Below are 14,929 nucleotides of genomic sequence, written 5' to 3' on the forward strand. Positions count from 1 at the left end.
GATACTGGGGGTATGGACCGTGACCCGCTCGATATGGACATGGGGGACGACAAGCAAGAATACGAGATTCGCGCGTACCGGCGCAATGTCGAGGATCCGCCCAATGACCTGCAGATTCGCTATCGCGAAAATGAGGACGATGGCCGACTCGGCATCGGCGAAGAACTCGAACAGGAGTGGACCCCACACCGCCGGGCCGCCGAACTCGCCGAGGAGGACGAGCGGCCCGCAGAGGTCGCCGCGATGGAGATCGTCAACGACCGGGACCTATAGCCCGCCTCCCCGCCGGCCGGACGACACGAGGACAGTTCGATGACCACTCCGCAGCATCCCGAACGAGACGATGGGTCGCCCGAGAAACCGGAGCGGGGACAACCGGAACCCCGGGAAGACACGGCCGCGGCACGCTACGACCGCGATCAGCCCGGCACCGTCTATCCGCCGATCACCGATGCCACCTCGCAAACCCCGTACGGCGGCTATCCCGCCTACACCCCGCAGTCGAACTCCGCACCCCGACCACGATCGGGCGCCCAGCCCCTGTCGCTCATCGGCTTCGTCTGTGCGGGCATCGCCCTGTTGTTCTGCCCCTACCTATTCGGCCCGGTCGGCATCATTCTGGGCATCGTCGGCCACAAAAAGGGCGAATCCCTCGGCAAATGGGCCGCGATCGCATCGACGATCTCGCTGATCATCGGACTCGTCCTCGTCTATGCCGTGTTCAGCGGCAGCATGATCCCGGACTCCAACTGACCGTGCGCCGGATGCGCGTCGTACCTTGGTCACCATGAGTCGATTCGGTGGGTTCCCACTCGCGGGGCTGGACTTTTACGAGGATTTGGAAGCCGATAACTCGAAGGCCTTCTGGACCACACACAAAGATGTCTACGAGGACTCGGTCAAGGCGCCGATGGTCGCGCTGACCGCCGAGCTGGAGGCGGACTTCGGGACCGCCAAGATTTTCCGCCCGTACCGGGATGTGCGCTTCTCCAAGGACAAGGTGCCCTACAAGACGGCGCAGGGCGCCGTAGTCAGCGTGGCACCAGGTACGGGCTGGTATGTGCAGATCAGCGCGGCCGGACTGTTCGTCGGCGGCGGATTCTATGCGGGCTCCCCGGCCCAGATCGCCCAGTTGCGCGCCACCATCGATGACGAGGTCCGCGGCGCGGAGCTCGAGCAGATCCTGGGGAAACTCACCAAGGCCGGATTCACCATCGGCGGCGAGCAGTTGAAGACCAAGCCGAAGGGGTACGACGCCGACCACCCACGCATCGATCTGCTGCGGCACAAATCGCTGACCTGCAGCAAGGAATTCGGCGCACCGGCCTGGTTGGACAAGCCGCGCGCCGCCAAAGAGGTCCGCACCACCTGGGAGGCGATGCGGCCCTTCATCGAATGGCTGGGCGCGGTGGTCAGTGGTGCGCCCGCTCGTACCTAGGGGATGGGTCGGTAAGTTCAGCCACGGGCGGCGAGGACGAGAGCGAATCGGTCGTCCGAATCGGTCCAGACCTGTTCGGTCTTGAATCCGGCCGCGGCCAGTTCGGCGTCCAGCCCGTCGACGCGGAATTTGGCGGAGATTTCGGTGCGCATCTGCTCGCCGCGCGCGAACTGAACGGTGAGGTCCAGCTCGCGGACGGTCACGGTCATATCTTCGGTAGCCTCCAGGCGCATTTCGATCCACTCCTGTTCGGCATCCCAGATGGCGACGTGGGCGAACTTGTCCGGTTCGAAATCGGCGTCGAGGCGGCCGTTCAAGACATGCAATACATTCCGGTTGAATTCGGCGGTGACACCGGCCGCGTCGTCGTAGGCGGGGACCAGTACGGCGGGATCGATGACCAGGCCTGCGCCGAGCAGCAGCCGTTCACCCGGCTCCAGCACCTCGTAGATACCGGCCAGGAATTCGGCCCGTTCGGTGGGGACGAGGTTGCCGATGGTGCCGCCGAGGAACGCGATCATGCGTCGGCCGCCGCGCGGCAGATTGTGCAGGGTGTCGGTGAAATCACTGACCACGCCGTGTACCGCGAGGCCGGGAAATTCGGCCGCGATCTCCGCGGCGGCGGCCCGCAGCGCGGCGGACGAGACATCCTGCGGAACATAGGTTTTCAGCGGTCCCTCGGTGGTCAGGGCCGATAGCAGCAGCCGCGTCTTGGCGGCCGAACCCGAGCCGAGTTCGACCAGGACCTCGGCCTGCGCGGTGCGGGCGATCTCGCCGACGACCCGCTCCAGCAACGCGCGTTCGGTGCGGGTCGGGTAGTACTCGGGGAGTGCGGTGATCTGCTCGAACAGTTCACTGCCGCGCGCGTCGTAGAACCACTTGGGTGGCAACGATTTCGGGTCCGCGGTGAGGCCGAGCCCGGCATCCGCGCGCAACGCCGAGGTGAGGTCGTCGTCGGATAGGTGGATCTCCAGCGTCGGTGCGGTCATAGGAGTGAGCCTTTCGTGCTTGGAACGTCGAGTAGCGGTGTGACGGACAGCGCGCCGGGGCGGGCGCTGACCAGCTGTCGATCGGGAATCGGCTGCCAGCGCGGGTCGTCGTCGAAGGGTTCCGAGGACAGGATGGCGAAATCATCGGTGACCAGAGCCGACAGCGAGTGGTAGACGGTGGTCGCCCACAACTGCCGGCCATCGCCGAGCAGGAGATTCAGCCGGGCGCCCGGTGATCGGTCCAGTACGGCCGAGACCAGCAGACTCAATGCCGCCGGTGCCGCCGCCCACGAACCGTCCGGAGTGTCGGTCGAGAGCAGACCGCGCAGGATCACCCAGAGCGTCGCCGAATCGGTCGCGGATTCGGCCTCCAGCAACTGCGCGGGGTCGAACAGCGGACCAGCGCCGAGTTCGGTTGCGGTGGAGCCGAATTCCTCGGCGACGGCACTGAGGGCCCGCCGCCAATCGGGCACCATACCGTTGTGGCTGAACGCCCATCGACCATGCGTGAACGGCGCGCAGGCATTCCGCTCGATCGGCATGCCCACGGTCGCCGAGCGAACCGCCGCCACTACCGCCCACGACTCCAGTTGCGGCAGTACCTCTTCCACTGCCGGATCGGTCCAGATGGGTGCCGCATTGCGATACCGACTGACAGTCACGCCATCGTCGTCACGCCACCAGGCCACCCCGAACCCATCCGCATTTATCGTGCCACCCCCGCGCATATCCTCAGGTGCCCACGCCTGTGTCCGCAGGGAATGCGAACCGAGGGTCAACATGTCGCCCACCCGCACCGGCGGACCGACGTAACCGAGTTGACGACACATCAGCGCCCACCTTCCACCGGCATGCATCGGGCTGGGGCGCCGGACGGCCGCCGTGGCACCGCAGCCGCTATCGATACCCTCACTCGCCCTCGCCTTTTCGCAGGTCGCGGGCCAGGCGGAAGCCGGAGAAGATCTGGCGGCGGATGGGATGGTCCCAGTTGCGGAAGGTGCCGCGGCAGGCGACCGGATCGGTGCCGAAGGAGCCGCCCCGCAGCACGCGGTAGTCGCCGCCGAAGAAGACATCCGAGTATTCGGCGTACGGGAAGGCGCGGAAGCCCGGATATGCCTCGAAACCCGATGCGGTCCATTCCCATACGTCGCCGATGAGCTGGTGCACACCCGCCGGGGAGGCACCGGCCGGGTATGCGCCGACCTCGGCGGGTTCCAGGTGTCGCTGGCCGAGATTCGCGGTGGCGGAATCGGGTTCGGTATCGCCCCACGGGTAGCGGCGCGAAGTCCCGGACTTCGGATCGAAGCGCGCCGCCTTCTCCCATTCGGCCTCGGTGGGTAGTCGCTTTCCAGCCCAGGTCGCGTAGGCCTCGGCCTCGAACCAGCAGACGTGCACCACCGGCTGCTGCGGACGCACCGGCGTCATCACGCCGAATACCCGACGCCACCAGTGCCCGGCCGGATCGCACTCCCAGAACTGCGGCGCCAGCAGGCCAGCCTGCTGTCGGTGCGCCCAACCGCGCTCGGACCACAGCTCGGGCCGCCCATAGCCGCCGTCGGCGATGAAGGCCAGGTACTGCGCATTGGTGATCGGCGCGACGTCGATGGCGAAGGCGGACACGTGCACCGGATGTGCCGGGCGCTCATTGTCCAGTGCCCACGGGTCGGTCGAGGTGCCCATGGTGAATTCGCCTGCGGGAATGACGACTTCGCCACCGACCAAAGCCGATGCCGCCGGCGCGGCGGGCGCGGACAGCACGGCGGGGCCGGTGCGCAATTGATGGGTGGCGAGCATGGTTTCGTCGTGCTGCTGCTCGTGCTGGGCGATCATGCCGAATGCGAAGCCGCCGTCGACCAGCCGATCACCGCGTAAAGCGCTGGTTTCCAAAACATCCCACACCCGGTTGCGCACGGTGCCGACATAGTCACGGGCCTGGGTGGGGTCGAGCAGCGGAAGTTCCGGGCGATTGGCACGAGCGTGTTTGAAGGCGTCGTACAGCTCATCGATATCGGCGCGGACCGCTTCGCGGCCGCCGACATCGCGCACCAGCCAGAGCTCTTCCTGATTGCCGATATGGGCGAGATCCCAGACGAGTGGGCTCATCAGCCTCGAATGCTGGGCGACCAGCTCCGCTTCATCGAGGGTGGTGAGGCCGGTGGTGCGATCCCTTGCCCGGGTGAGCACTTCGGCGATCCGGTCCCGCAATTGTTCGGTGCCGGAATTATCTGTCGCGGGGTACTGAATGGTCACGATGGGTATCTCCGAACTCGTTCTGGTCGGCGACGCGCGGCTGCGGGGCCACGGTCACGCATGGTCCTCGGGCCGATCCGCACGCTGCGAAACGAGTTCATCGGTCGGGGTGCGACCGCTGCGACATCGCTCGGCTGCGGATTCGATCTCGCTGGCCGCCGCCGGACTCGCCGCATGAGCCGCAGCCAAGGTCAGCAACTCGACCGCGACGCCTCGGATCTCCGGATCGGCCAACCCGCAGCGCGCCGCGTCGAGCCAGCGGCCCACGAGTGGCGCGGCGAGCGCCGTCGCCTCGGCGATAACCGCCGGCGACGACAGCAGGGCGTCGAAGACATGGATCGGGACGGTCCAGTCGTTATCGGGCTGAGCGTCCAGGTAGCGGACCTCGAGGTGTCCGGCGGCCCGTACCGGCGGGAACAACGTGGTCAGGTGATAGTCGAGATCGCCGATATCGGGTCGCCTGCCGATCTCGTCGTCCAGCGCACCGGACAACCAGTCCGCGAAGGTCGCCTCCGGCGGCGCGGACCAGCCGTCACCGCCGCCGTTGCCGGATATGCCATCGGGGCGACGAACGCACAGCAGCGGGACATCCAGGGCCCAGCGCGCATAGCCGGTGACCGGGTCCGGCCAGGAGTCCACCGCGGGACGAGTGCGAGCGTGGTCGAGACGTAACCAGGTGCGCATGCGCTGTGATGCCCAGGCACCCACCGGCGCGCCGTGCAATTCGGGCGAGCAGGCGAAGGCGGCCAATAGCGCGGGACCGATCGTGTACAACGCATTCCATCGGGCGGTGACCTCGGCGCGATCCACGCCGGCATCGACGCTGACCTGCGTCGCGGCGGTATTACACATCATCAATTTGCCGAACGGGCCGATTCCGCCGAAGGACTGCTCCATGGCGCGATAGCGGGGTAACCGCAGGACCCGCTTGGGGCGGCGGTCCGCATCGGCGGCGACGGAGACGGTGCGGATGGATCGGGATTCGAGCAGATCCCGCAGCATCCGAGCATCGGTGTGCAAACCCTCGCACAACTGCGCGGCAGCGGCGAACGGGGCACTGGAGAGTTCGATCTGACCGCCGGGTTCGATGGTGACCCGGCTGCCCCCTGGCAGCGGAAGTGCCGGTGAATCGGGGGCGATGGACCGCGGTGCATAGGGTCCGAGTGCATCTGCGAGTGCAGCCAGTTGCGGGCGGGGGGCGGCCGATGGGCCGGACGACGAACACTCACCCTGCACGGTGAGCCATTCCAGTTCGGCGCCGATGAGCGTCGGTGGGCCCAGCTTGAAGCAGATTTTCTCGAGATAGGCCTCGGCCGCGGCCCGTGAGGACAGTTCACCATTTTCCAGCGCCATGGCCCGCGCCGGATGTTCGAGCGTGACCGCCATACCAACCTCCACCGTGTGAAACCGGGTAACCGTAGCCGTGCTGCGTATGCGCTGCCGGTCGTTGTTCAGGTAGCTCTGTATCGCCGTGGATGCCGGTCGTATTCCATTGCACCGACCCAAACCAGCGTAGCGAGGGGCACCGACAAGAAACGTGACAAGATTCTGAATTCGTGGCCATGCACAGCGGGGCACGCACGTACCGTGCCCCGGACCTGCGCCGACTCGTGCGACGGCCCAATGCCCCGATTTCGGCGATACTGTCGAGGCCATGCTCGACGAGAATCGCGTACGCGCCGACATACCGGTCTACGGTTCCGGATCCGATCTTGTCTTCCTCGACAGCGCGGGCTCGTCGTTGCCGCCCCGAGTCGTCGTCGATACCGTTGTGGCGCATCTGCGACGCGAGGCCGAAATCGGCGGCTACCGCGCGGCGAACGAGCGACTCGACGATCTCGCCACGGTGAAAACCGATATCGGCAGGCTCATCAACGCCGATCCCACCAGCATCGCGCTCAGCGATAGCGCGACCCGCGCGTGGGCCGACTTCTTCTATTCGGTGCCACTCGCACCCGGCGACCGGATCCTCATCTCCGGTGCCGATTATGCGAGCAATGCCATCGCCGCGCTGCAGCGCGCCGAGGCGACCGGTGCAGTGGTCGAACAGATTCCCAGCGACAGCAGCGGCCAGATCGACCTCGACGCCCTCGCCGACATGGTCGACGAACGGGTCGAGTTGGTATCGGTGCTGCACGCACCGACCAACGGCGGTCTGGTCAACCCGGCCGCCGAAGCCACCAGGATCGCGCATTCGGTCGGCGCGCTGGTGCTGCTCGATGCCTGCCAGTCGGCCGGACAGCTGCCGATCGACGTGGCCGAACTCGATGTCGACGCGCTCTCGGTCACCGGTCGCAAATGGCTGCGCGGGCCGCGCGGCACCGGATTCCTTTATGTGCGACCGGAATTGGCCGCATCGCTGGAGCCGCAGCGGCTGGACCTGCACAGTGCGCAGTGGACCGGTCCACAGCAGTATTCCCTCGCACCCGATGCGAGTCGATTCGAATTCTGGGAATGTGATGTCGCGGCGCGACTCGGTCTCGGCGCGGCCGTGCGATATCTGCTCGAACTCGGCCCCGAGGACGTCTACGACGCGATCGCGGCCCGCGCGGAACACCTGCGCAAGTCGCTGCCGGAAATCGACGGGATCACGGTGCGCGACATCGGAATTCGGCACAGCGGCATCGTTTCGTTCACCGTCGACGGGAAATCCGCCGTCGAGGTGCGCGATCGCCTTGCGGCCCAGAATATTACGGTGACTGCGAGTCATGCCAGCTCTACGCTGCTGGATATGACCGCCCGCGGTCTGGATTCGGTGGTGCGTGCCTCGCCGCACTGCTTCGTCACGTTCGAGGAACTGGACCGGTTCGTCGGCGCGGTCGCGACGCTCTGATGTCACCTCGCGAACTGGTCGTCCTCGGCACCGCGAGTCAGGTTCCGACCAAGCAGCGCAACCACAATGGGTATCTGCTGCGCTGGGGCGAGGAGGGTATCCTCTTCGACCCGGGCGAGGGCACCCAGCGGCAGATGATGTATGCGGGCGTGTCGGTCACCGATATCACCCGGATCGCGGTGACACATTTCCACGGCGACCACTGCCTCGGACTCCCCGGCATCGTCCAACGAATCAATCTCGACAAGGTCGCCCATCCGGTCGATGTGTACTACCCCGCCTCAGGTGAGGTGTTCTTCGATCGGCTGAGCAACGCCAGCTCCTTCTATCGCACCGTCGAGCTCCGGCCGCATCCGATCGCCGATCCGGGTGTGCTGGATGCGCCCGGCGCGCCGTTCGTCCTCGAAGCGGTCGCGCTATCGCATCCGGTCGACACGTTCGGCTACCGGCTCACCGAACCGAGCGGTGTGCGCATCCTGCCGGAGCGGCTCGCCGCGTACGGCCTGCACGGCCCGGCGGTCGGGCAACTGCAACGCGCGGGCAGAATCCGATTCAACGGGCGCACAATCACATTGACCGAGGTCAGCACGCCGAAGCCAGGCCAGAGCGTCGCCTTCGTCATGGACACCCGGCTCTGCCCTGGCGTAGCGACCCTCGCCTCGGGCGTGGACATGCTGGTGATCGAGGCGACCTTCCTGGACGCCGACGCCCACCTCGCCGCGGAATACGGTCATCTCACGGCCGGGCAGGCGGCCAGGGTCGCCGCCGAGGCGGGCGCGCGCACCCTGGTCCTTACCCACTTCTCCCAGCGCTACCGCGATCTCGACGGCCACCGTGCCGAGGCGTCCGCGTACTTCACCGGCGAGATCTTCGTCGCCACCGATCTCGCGAAAATCCCACTTCCACAACGACGTTAGCCCCGAGAGGCACCGGCGAGCAGATCGCGCGTGAGCCGGGATCCGCACCCGCTGCCGGAATTCGGACACACTGCGTAGATCCACACCCGACACCGGATTCACAGCCGATCCCGCCCATGCGGAGACAGACAACGGTGCGGCTGTCAGGCCAGGTGCAGTGCGAGGACTTGGGCAACGAGAGCGCGTGTGTCCGTTGCGGGGACGACAAGCCGCAGACTCCGGTTCGCCTGGAGCGCGGCGATGCCGTGCAGGTTGGTCCACAGCGCGATAGCCGTGGCCCGCGGATCGGTTGCGGTGGGTGCGGCCGCGGCGACCAACGCGGCGAAGCGCTCGAACAGCGGCAGGGTGATCGAGCGCAAATTCTCGCCGGAACCCTCGAGCAGATCGTGGCGGAACATCAGCGTGAACATCTCGGGGCGCGCACCCGCGAACTCGACGTATTCGCCCGCCATGACCTGGAGTTGCTCCCGCGGCGTGGTCACCCCCTCCGCCGCCTTCGCGAACCGCTCGATGAGATCGGCGAAACCACGCGCCGCGATGGCGGCCAAGAGCGCGCGGTGTGTCGGAAAATGTCTGCGCGGCGCACCGTGGGAGACCCCGGCCGCACGGGTGATCGCACGCAGACCCAACTGGGCCGCGCCGACCTCCTCGAGCAAGTCGACGCCGGCGCCGACCAATCGCTCTCGCAGCGGCTCGCTCGCCCCTGTGGAGACATTGTCTTCGACGGTCATCGAATCACTCCTGCCGACTGCGTCACAAAGGCCCAAATCCCCTATTGACAATCGTAGACGCTGTCTACACTCGTGCGGTAGACAGTGTCTACACAACTTTTTCGGAGGCTCATGTGTGGTACCGGTTGTTCAAGTACGTCCTGCTCGGCCCGCTGCTGCGACTGCTCGGTCGCCCCGCGGTGGAAGGGCTGCGGCACGTACCGCGCACCGGACCGGTCATCATCGCCGCCAACCACCTGGCGATGCTCGACTCGATGTATCTCGCCCTGGTCCTGCGCCGCCGGGTCACCTTCCTGGCCAAGCAGGAATACTTCACCGGTACCGGATTCAAGGGCCGGTTCCAGCGCTGGTTCTTCACCGTCGTGGGTCAGGTCCCGGTGAATCGCACCGGCGGCACCGCCGCCGCGGACGCACTCGCCGCCGCCACGAAAATCCTGGAATCCGGCGGGGTGTGGGCCATCCATCCGGAGGGCACCCGTTCTCCGGACGGCCGCATCTATCGCGGCCGCACCGGCGCACTGCGCGTCGCCATGGCCACCGGCGCTCCGGTCATCCCGGTGGTGCTTTCGGGCACCGACAAGGTGAATCCACGCGGCCGCCGGTTGCCGCGCTTCGGCAAGGTGCGCATCAGCTTCGGCACGCCGCGTCGCTACCCGCAACTCACCCCGAGCCCGATGGTCGGCATCGGAACCGAAGCACCCGCCTGCCACGTCCGCGCCGCCACCGACGAGCTGATGCGGGAGTTGGCAACCCGGTCCGGCCGCCATTATGTCGACCGCTACGCCGCCACCTTCGGTTCGAACCGTTCGTAGCTTCGCGCCCTCGATCAACCGACCAGATCCGACAAGTCCTCCGCCTACCGCCCGGAACCGTTAACGCAAAGCAGAATTGGCGGGATAGTTGGAAGCAGGCCGGCGCACGTCCGGCCATCGCACCGTGGTAATCAGGAGTTGGACTTGAGCAGGTTCACCGATGAGATGTACGCGACGGCGCAAACCTCGGTTCGCGGGCTGGTGACCGGGGAGCCGAACGCGCCGCTACGGCAGACGTGGGGCGAGATCCACCGGATCGCGCGCCGGATGGCCGGCGGACTGGCGGCGGCCGGTATCGGACACGGCGACGCGGTCGGCGTGCTGGCCGGGATGCCGGTCGATATCGCACCGGCCTGTCAGGGCATCTGGATGCGCGGCGCGTCGATCACCATGCTGCATCAACCGACCCCGCGCACCGATCTGGTGGTCTGGGCCCGCGATACCGAAACCGTGCTGTCCATGATCGAGGCGCGCGCGGTAGTGCTCGGCGCGCCCTTCGAGGCCGCCGAACCACTGCTGCGCGAGCGCGGCATCACCGTCGTGCGCATCGATCAACTGCGCGACTGCCAGGAGACCGATCCGGTGCCCACCGTGGAGACCGATATCGCGTTGCAGCAGTTGACATCCGGTTCGACCGGATCGCCGAAGGCGGTGCGGATCACGCACGGGAACTTCTACGTCAACGCCTACGCCATGTTCGATCGGGTGAAGTTCCAGCTCGACGACGATGTGATGATCAGCTGGCTGCCCCTTTTCCACGATATGGGTATGGTCGGATTCCTCAGCGTCCCCATGCAATTCGGCGCCGAAGTGGTCTGCGTGACGCCCATCGACTTCCTGATGCGTCCCCTGCTGTGGGCCGAGCTGATCGACAAGTACCGCGGCACGGTCACAGCGGCACCGAATTTCGCATACTCACTGCTGGCCCGCCGGCTCAAGCAGGCCGAGGACGGCGCCTACGATCTCAGCAGCGTGCGTTACATGTGGAACGGCGCCGAGCCCGTCGATCCGGACACCATGGAGGCCCTCGCCGCCGCCGGCAAACGCTTCCGGCTCAATCCGATGGCGCTCACCCCGGTCTACGGCATGGCCGAAACCACGCTGGCCGTATCGATTCCGGATCCCGGACACGGGCAGATCCTCGACATCATCGATGCCGACCTGCTGGAGGCACTGGGCAAGGCCGTACCGGCACACGATGGCCACGGCACTGTCCGCCGACTGCCGACACTCGGCTACCTGGTCGACAATCTGGAGGGCCGGATCGTCGATGCGGAACGCCAGCCGCTGCCGACCCGTTCGGTCGGCGTGATCGAACTGCGCGGTCCCGCGGTCACTTCCGGCTATGTCACGGTCAACGGGTTCCGCCCGGCGCAGGATGCGGACGGCTGGCTCGATACCGGCGATATCGGCTACTTCACCGATGAGGGCCTGATCGTGGTGTGCGGCCGGATCAAGGACGTCATCATCATGGGCGGCCGCAATATCTACCCGACGGATATCGAGCGTGCCGCCATGCGCGTGGTGGGCGTGCGCCCCGGCAATGCCGTCGCGGTCCGCTTGGACGCGGGTGAGAAGCGCGAAAGCTTCGCCGTCGTTGTGGAAAGCAACGACTACCAGAATGGCGACGAGGTCAAGCGCATCGAACGCGAAATCGTGCACGCGGTGTTCTCCGAAGTCGGCGCCCGCCCCCGCACCGTCGCCGTCCTCGGCCCCGGTGCCCTCCCCAAAACCTCCTCGGGCAAGCTGCGCCGCTCCGCCACCGCCATCCACTTGCGCTGAACGGCAGTCGAACGCGGCCTAGTGCAGCTGGTTCTGGGCCGGTTCGAGCCCGACGCGCAGGAGCAGCTCGACCGCGTCCGCGGCCTGTTCGACGATCACCGGCACTTCCTTGCGCTCCGCCGCGGAAAACGGCTTGAGCACATAGTCCGCCGGGTCCTGGCGACCCGGTGGGCGGCCGATGCCGATGCGGGTGCGCAGATAGTCCTTGGTGGTCAGGGCGCTGGAGACCGAACGCAATCCGTTGTGCCCGCCCTCACCGCCGCCGCGCTTGAGTCGGACCTGACCGAACGGTAGATCCAGTTCGTCGTGCACGACGATCACCTCGGTCGGCGGCACCGAGAAGAATTTCGCCAGCGCCGCGACCGGTCGCCCGGAAAGATTCATGAACGAGCGCGGCTTGGCGATCAGCACCTGACGCCCGTCCAGCCGGGCCTGCAACAGATCGGCACCGGACTTCTTGTGGACGGCAAAACGGCCGCCGACGCGCTGCGCGAGCACGTCGGCGACCAGAAAGCCGATATTGTGCCGGGTGCGCTCGTACTCCGGACCTGGATTGCCAAGTCCGACCACCAGCGCGGGCCCGGTCGAGGATTCGGTCATGCGGACAACCGACCCGGGGAGTTCTTACTCGGCGCTCTCGGCCTCGGCGGCGCCCTCTTCCCCGGCCGGAGCCTCGGCGGCGGGGGCGGCGATGATGTTGACGATCAGGGCCTCCGGGTCACCGGCCAGGGTGACGCCCTTGGGCAGTTCGATCGCACCGGCGGTGATCTGGGTGCCGGCCTCGGCGCCCTCGATCGAGACCTCGATGGCCTCTGGAATGTTGAGCGCGTCGGCCTCGATGGACAGCGTGGTGGATTCCTGGGTGACCAGGGTGCCAGGGCCGGCCTCACCGGTCAGCGTGACGTTCACATCGGCGGTGACCTTCTCGCCGCGCTTGACGATGAGCAGGTCGGCGTGCTCGATGTAACGGCGAATCGGGTGCACCACAACGGATTTGGTCAGCGCGAGCTGCTTCTTGCCGTCGATGACGAGGTTCAGCACCGCATTGGTGCCGTGCTCGCGCAGGATGGCGGCGAAGGCCTGGGCGTTGAGCGAGAGGTGCTGCGGGTCGGCGGCGTGGCCGTACAGCACGGCGGGAACATTGCCAGCGCGACGGGTGCGGCGGGCGGCGCCCTTGCCGAACTCCGTGCGGACGGCTGCTTCGAGAACGTTGGCGTCGGACATGACTGGATCTACTCCCTACGGCTCTTGCGGGCTGTCAACAGTGCGCCAGGGACTGTTATCCGCCCTGGCAAAGGTTGGTCTATTCGTCTGGCGAAGACCGAACGAGGACGGCCGAGAGCCGGGCCGCGTCGATCACGGTGAACGCATTACGTCTGCGGTCACCCTCGCCGAGACAACCCGAACACCATAGCGCAAGTGTTTATGTCCAGCTGAATCGGGTGGTCGGACTGGTAGGCCGGTCGTCATCCCGGTCGCGTACGCTGGAGCGGTTGCCGATCGGCCGTCTGAAAGGTTGTTGAAGTTGACCGCCTCCACTGAGGGTGTCGTCACGCCCGCCCCGCGTGGTCTGCCCGCCGAGGTCGCCCGGCGACGCACATTCGCGGTGATCTCCCACCCCGACGCGGGCAAGTCGACGCTCACCGAGGCGCTGGCGTTGCACGCCAGAATGATCTCCGAGGCCGGCGCGATCCATGGCAAGGCCGGGCGCAAATCCACCGTGTCGGACTGGATGGAGATGGAGAAGGCGCGCGGTATCTCCGTGAGTTCGACCGCGCTGCAGTTCAACTACCGCGCCGCGGGCTCGGATATCGATAACGTCATCAACCTGGTCGACACCCCTGGCCACTCGGATTTCTCCGAGGACACCTACCGCGTACTCACCGCCGTGGATGCGGCGGTCATGCTCATCGACGCCGCCAAGGGTCTGGAGCCGCAGACGCTCAAGCTGTTCCAGGTGTGTCGCCATCGCGGTATACCGGTCGTCACCGTGATCAACAAATGGGACCGTCCTGGCCGCGCGCCGCTGGAACTGCTCGACGAGATCGGCGAGCGGATCGGCCTCACGCCGACCCCGCTGTTCTTGCCGGTCGGCATCGCCGGTGACTTCCGGGGACTGCTACGTCGCGGTCCGGAGGGGGCGGCCGTCGAATACATCCACTTCACCCGGACCGCGGGTGGCGCGACCATCGCGCCGGAGGAATCGATAGATCCGGAATCGGCCGAGGCCCGCGAGGGCGAGGCGTGGGCGACCGCCGCCGAGGAGAGCGAACTGCTCTCGGCTACCGGGCAGGACCACGATCAGGAGATGTTCCTGGCCGGGCAGACCTCCCCGGTTATCTACGCCTCGGCGATGCTGAATTTCGGGGTGCGACAACTGCTGGAGACCCTGGTCGAACTGGCGCCCGCACCCGGTTCGCGTGCCGACATCGGCGGCACGCCGCGCGACACCACCGATCCGTTCAGCGCGGTCGTCTTCAAGGTGCAGGCCGGAATGGATGCGGCACACCGGGATCGGCTCGCGTTCATGCGGATTGTCTCCGGTGAATTCGAACGCGGCATGGTTGTCACGCACGCGCAGACCGGTCGGCCGTTCGCGACCAAATACGCGCTCACGGTTTTCGGGCGCGAGCGCTCCACCGTCGACACCGCCTACCCGGGTGATGTGGTCGGCCTCGTGAATGCCACCGCGCTGGCGCCCGGACACACGCTGTTCGTGGACAAGAAGGTGGAGTTCCCGCCGATCCCGTCCTTCGCGCCGGAGCACTTCGCGGTGCTGCGGGCGCAGAGTGCGGGTAAGTACAAGCAGTTCCGCAAGGCCATCGATCAGCTCGATTCCGAAGGCGTGGTGCAGGTGCTGCGCAATGACGCGCGCGGTGACGCGTCACCGGTGCTCGCCGCGGTCGGTCCGATGCAGTTCGAGGTCGTCACCGCGCGGATGCTGGCGGAGTTCAATGTCGAGACCCATATGGAGCACCTGCCCTACACGCTGGCGCGGCGCACCGATGCGGAGTCGATGGCCGAACTCGATCGGCAGCGCGGGGTCGAGGTGTTCACCCGCTCCGACGGGGTGCTGTTGGCGCTGTTCAGCGATAAATGGCGGCTGCAGTACATCGAGAAGGAGCATCCGAAGCTCACGCTCGAGCCGCTGGTCGCCACGGCCGACTAGGACAGCCG

Annotated in this window: 15 protein-coding genes; 8 read left to right on the forward strand and 7 right to left on the reverse strand. The window is 66.7% G+C overall.

What is annotated here, in order from left to right; translation table 11 throughout:
* Positions 1–12: 12 nt before the first annotated feature.
* From AB0L58_RS10550 to AB0L58_RS10560, 3 genes are read left to right on the forward strand one after another with little or no spacing between them, the layout of a single operon-like run.
* Positions 13–273 carry a hypothetical protein gene (locus AB0L58_RS10550; protein ID WP_364384300.1) on the forward strand — a complete coding sequence of 87 codons (261 nt, stop codon included), beginning with the start codon at positions 13–15 and terminating at the stop codon, positions 271–273.
* 39 nt (positions 274–312) lie between these two features.
* Positions 313–753, forward strand: a complete 441-nt coding sequence (locus AB0L58_RS10555; protein WP_364384303.1) for a DUF4190 domain-containing protein — start codon at positions 313–315, stop codon at positions 751–753.
* 34 nt (positions 754–787) lie between these two features.
* Complete coding sequence (locus AB0L58_RS10560; protein WP_364384307.1) at positions 788–1,438, forward strand: DUF2461 domain-containing protein; 651 nt, start codon at positions 788–790, stop codon at positions 1,436–1,438.
* A 17-nt stretch (positions 1,439–1,455) separates the two neighbouring features.
* Here the strand turns inward: AB0L58_RS10560 and egtD are convergent, their stop codons facing one another.
* From egtD to egtA, 4 genes are all read right to left on the reverse strand, one after another.
* The gene (gene egtD, locus AB0L58_RS10565; protein WP_364384310.1) at positions 1,456–2,427 is read right to left on the reverse strand and encodes an L-histidine N(alpha)-methyltransferase; all 972 of its coding nucleotides are present in this window, start codon (positions 2,425–2,427) and stop codon (positions 1,456–1,458) included.
* Positions 2,424–3,257, reverse strand: a complete 834-nt coding sequence (gene egtC / locus AB0L58_RS10570) for an ergothioneine biosynthesis protein EgtC (RefSeq protein ID WP_364384313.1) — start codon at positions 3,255–3,257, stop codon at positions 2,424–2,426. Before egtC ends, egtD begins: the two co-directional genes overlap by 4 nt.
* A 79-nt stretch (positions 3,258–3,336) precedes the next feature.
* Positions 3,337–4,677: an ergothioneine biosynthesis protein EgtB gene (gene egtB / locus AB0L58_RS10575; protein WP_364384316.1), complete on the reverse strand. Its 1,341-nt coding sequence runs from the start codon at positions 4,675–4,677 to the stop codon at positions 3,337–3,339.
* Positions 4,678–4,731: 54 nt separating this feature from the next.
* Entirely contained in the window at positions 4,732–6,063 is a 1,332-nt protein-coding gene (gene egtA / locus AB0L58_RS10580) for an ergothioneine biosynthesis glutamate--cysteine ligase EgtA (protein ID WP_364384319.1), read from the reverse strand.
* A 268-nt stretch (positions 6,064–6,331) separates the two neighbouring features.
* Here egtA and AB0L58_RS10585 point away from each other — a divergent pair, with 268 nt between their 5' ends.
* Positions 6,332–7,510, forward strand: a complete 1,179-nt coding sequence (locus AB0L58_RS10585) for an aminotransferase class V-fold PLP-dependent enzyme (protein ID WP_364384322.1) — start codon at positions 6,332–6,334, stop codon at positions 7,508–7,510.
* A complete protein-coding gene (locus tag AB0L58_RS10590; protein WP_364384325.1) occupies positions 7,510–8,427 on the forward strand; it encodes a ribonuclease Z in 918 nt (305 codons plus the stop codon). Before AB0L58_RS10585 ends, AB0L58_RS10590 begins: the two co-directional genes overlap by 1 nt.
* A 143-nt stretch (positions 8,428–8,570) precedes the next feature.
* On the opposite strand, the gene AB0L58_RS10595 is transcribed toward AB0L58_RS10590, so the two are convergent.
* On the reverse strand, positions 8,571–9,158 hold the full coding sequence (locus AB0L58_RS10595) for a TetR/AcrR family transcriptional regulator (protein WP_364384328.1): 588 nt from the start codon (positions 9,156–9,158) through the stop codon (positions 8,571–8,573).
* A gap of 113 nt (positions 9,159–9,271) precedes the next feature.
* Between AB0L58_RS10595 and AB0L58_RS10600 the strand changes: the two genes are divergently transcribed.
* The gene (locus AB0L58_RS10600; RefSeq protein ID WP_364384331.1) at positions 9,272–9,970 is read left to right on the forward strand and encodes a lysophospholipid acyltransferase family protein; all 699 of its coding nucleotides are present in this window, start codon (positions 9,272–9,274) and stop codon (positions 9,968–9,970) included.
* Positions 9,971–10,114: 144 nt separating this feature from the next.
* On the forward strand, positions 10,115–11,752 hold the full coding sequence (locus AB0L58_RS10605; RefSeq protein ID WP_364384334.1) for a fatty acyl-AMP ligase: 1,638 nt from the start codon (positions 10,115–10,117) through the stop codon (positions 11,750–11,752).
* Positions 11,753–11,770: 18 nt separating this feature from the next.
* On the opposite strand, the gene pth is transcribed toward AB0L58_RS10605, so the two are convergent.
* Positions 11,771–12,352: an aminoacyl-tRNA hydrolase gene (gene pth / locus AB0L58_RS10610; RefSeq protein WP_364384337.1), complete on the reverse strand. Its 582-nt coding sequence runs from the start codon at positions 12,350–12,352 to the stop codon at positions 11,771–11,773.
* 24 nt (positions 12,353–12,376) lie between these two features.
* Positions 12,377–12,976, reverse strand: a complete 600-nt coding sequence (locus AB0L58_RS10615; RefSeq protein WP_364384340.1) for a 50S ribosomal protein L25/general stress protein Ctc — start codon at positions 12,974–12,976, stop codon at positions 12,377–12,379.
* Between the two features lie 346 nt (positions 12,977–13,322).
* Between AB0L58_RS10615 and AB0L58_RS10620 the strand changes: the two genes are divergently transcribed.
* Positions 13,323–14,921, forward strand: a complete 1,599-nt coding sequence (locus AB0L58_RS10620; protein ID WP_364384605.1) for a peptide chain release factor 3 — start codon at positions 13,323–13,325, stop codon at positions 14,919–14,921.
* Positions 14,922–14,929 lie beyond the last annotated feature (8 nt).

Origin of the sequence: Nocardia sp. NPDC052112 (assembly GCF_040680135.1) — a bacterium.
Taxonomy (GTDB): Bacteria; Actinomycetota; Actinomycetes; order Mycobacteriales; family Mycobacteriaceae; genus Nocardia.

What these genes read in the sequence shown, in the direction of transcription:
- AB0L58_RS10550 (WP_364384300.1), top strand. Translation starts at nt 13, where the DNA reads ATGGACCGTGACCCGCTCGATATGGACATGGGGGACGACAAGCAAGAA.
- AB0L58_RS10555 (WP_364384303.1), top strand. Translation starts at nt 313, where the DNA reads ATGACCACTCCGCAGCATCCCGAACGAGACGATGGGTCGCCCGAGAAA.
- AB0L58_RS10560 (WP_364384307.1), top strand. Translation starts at nt 788, where the DNA reads ATGAGTCGATTCGGTGGGTTCCCACTCGCGGGGCTGGACTTTTACGAG.
- egtD (WP_364384310.1), bottom strand. Translation starts at nt 2,427, where the DNA reads ATGACCGCACCGACGCTGGAGATCCACCTATCCGACGACGACCTCACC.
- egtC (WP_364384313.1), bottom strand. Translation starts at nt 3,257, where the DNA reads ATGTGTCGTCAACTCGGTTACGTCGGTCCGCCGGTGCGGGTGGGCGAC.
- egtA (WP_364384319.1), bottom strand. Translation starts at nt 6,063, where the DNA reads ATGGCGGTCACGCTCGAACATCCGGCGCGGGCCATGGCGCTGGAAAAT.
- AB0L58_RS10585 (WP_364384322.1), top strand. Translation starts at nt 6,332, where the DNA reads ATGCTCGACGAGAATCGCGTACGCGCCGACATACCGGTCTACGGTTCC.
- AB0L58_RS10590 (WP_364384325.1), top strand. Translation starts at nt 7,510, where the DNA reads ATGTCACCTCGCGAACTGGTCGTCCTCGGCACCGCGAGTCAGGTTCCG.
- AB0L58_RS10595 (WP_364384328.1), bottom strand. Translation starts at nt 9,158, where the DNA reads ATGACCGTCGAAGACAATGTCTCCACAGGGGCGAGCGAGCCGCTGCGA.
- pth (WP_364384337.1), bottom strand. Translation starts at nt 12,352, where the DNA reads ATGACCGAATCCTCGACCGGGCCCGCGCTGGTGGTCGGACTTGGCAAT.
- AB0L58_RS10615 (WP_364384340.1), bottom strand. Translation starts at nt 12,976, where the DNA reads ATGTCCGACGCCAACGTTCTCGAAGCAGCCGTCCGCACGGAGTTCGGC.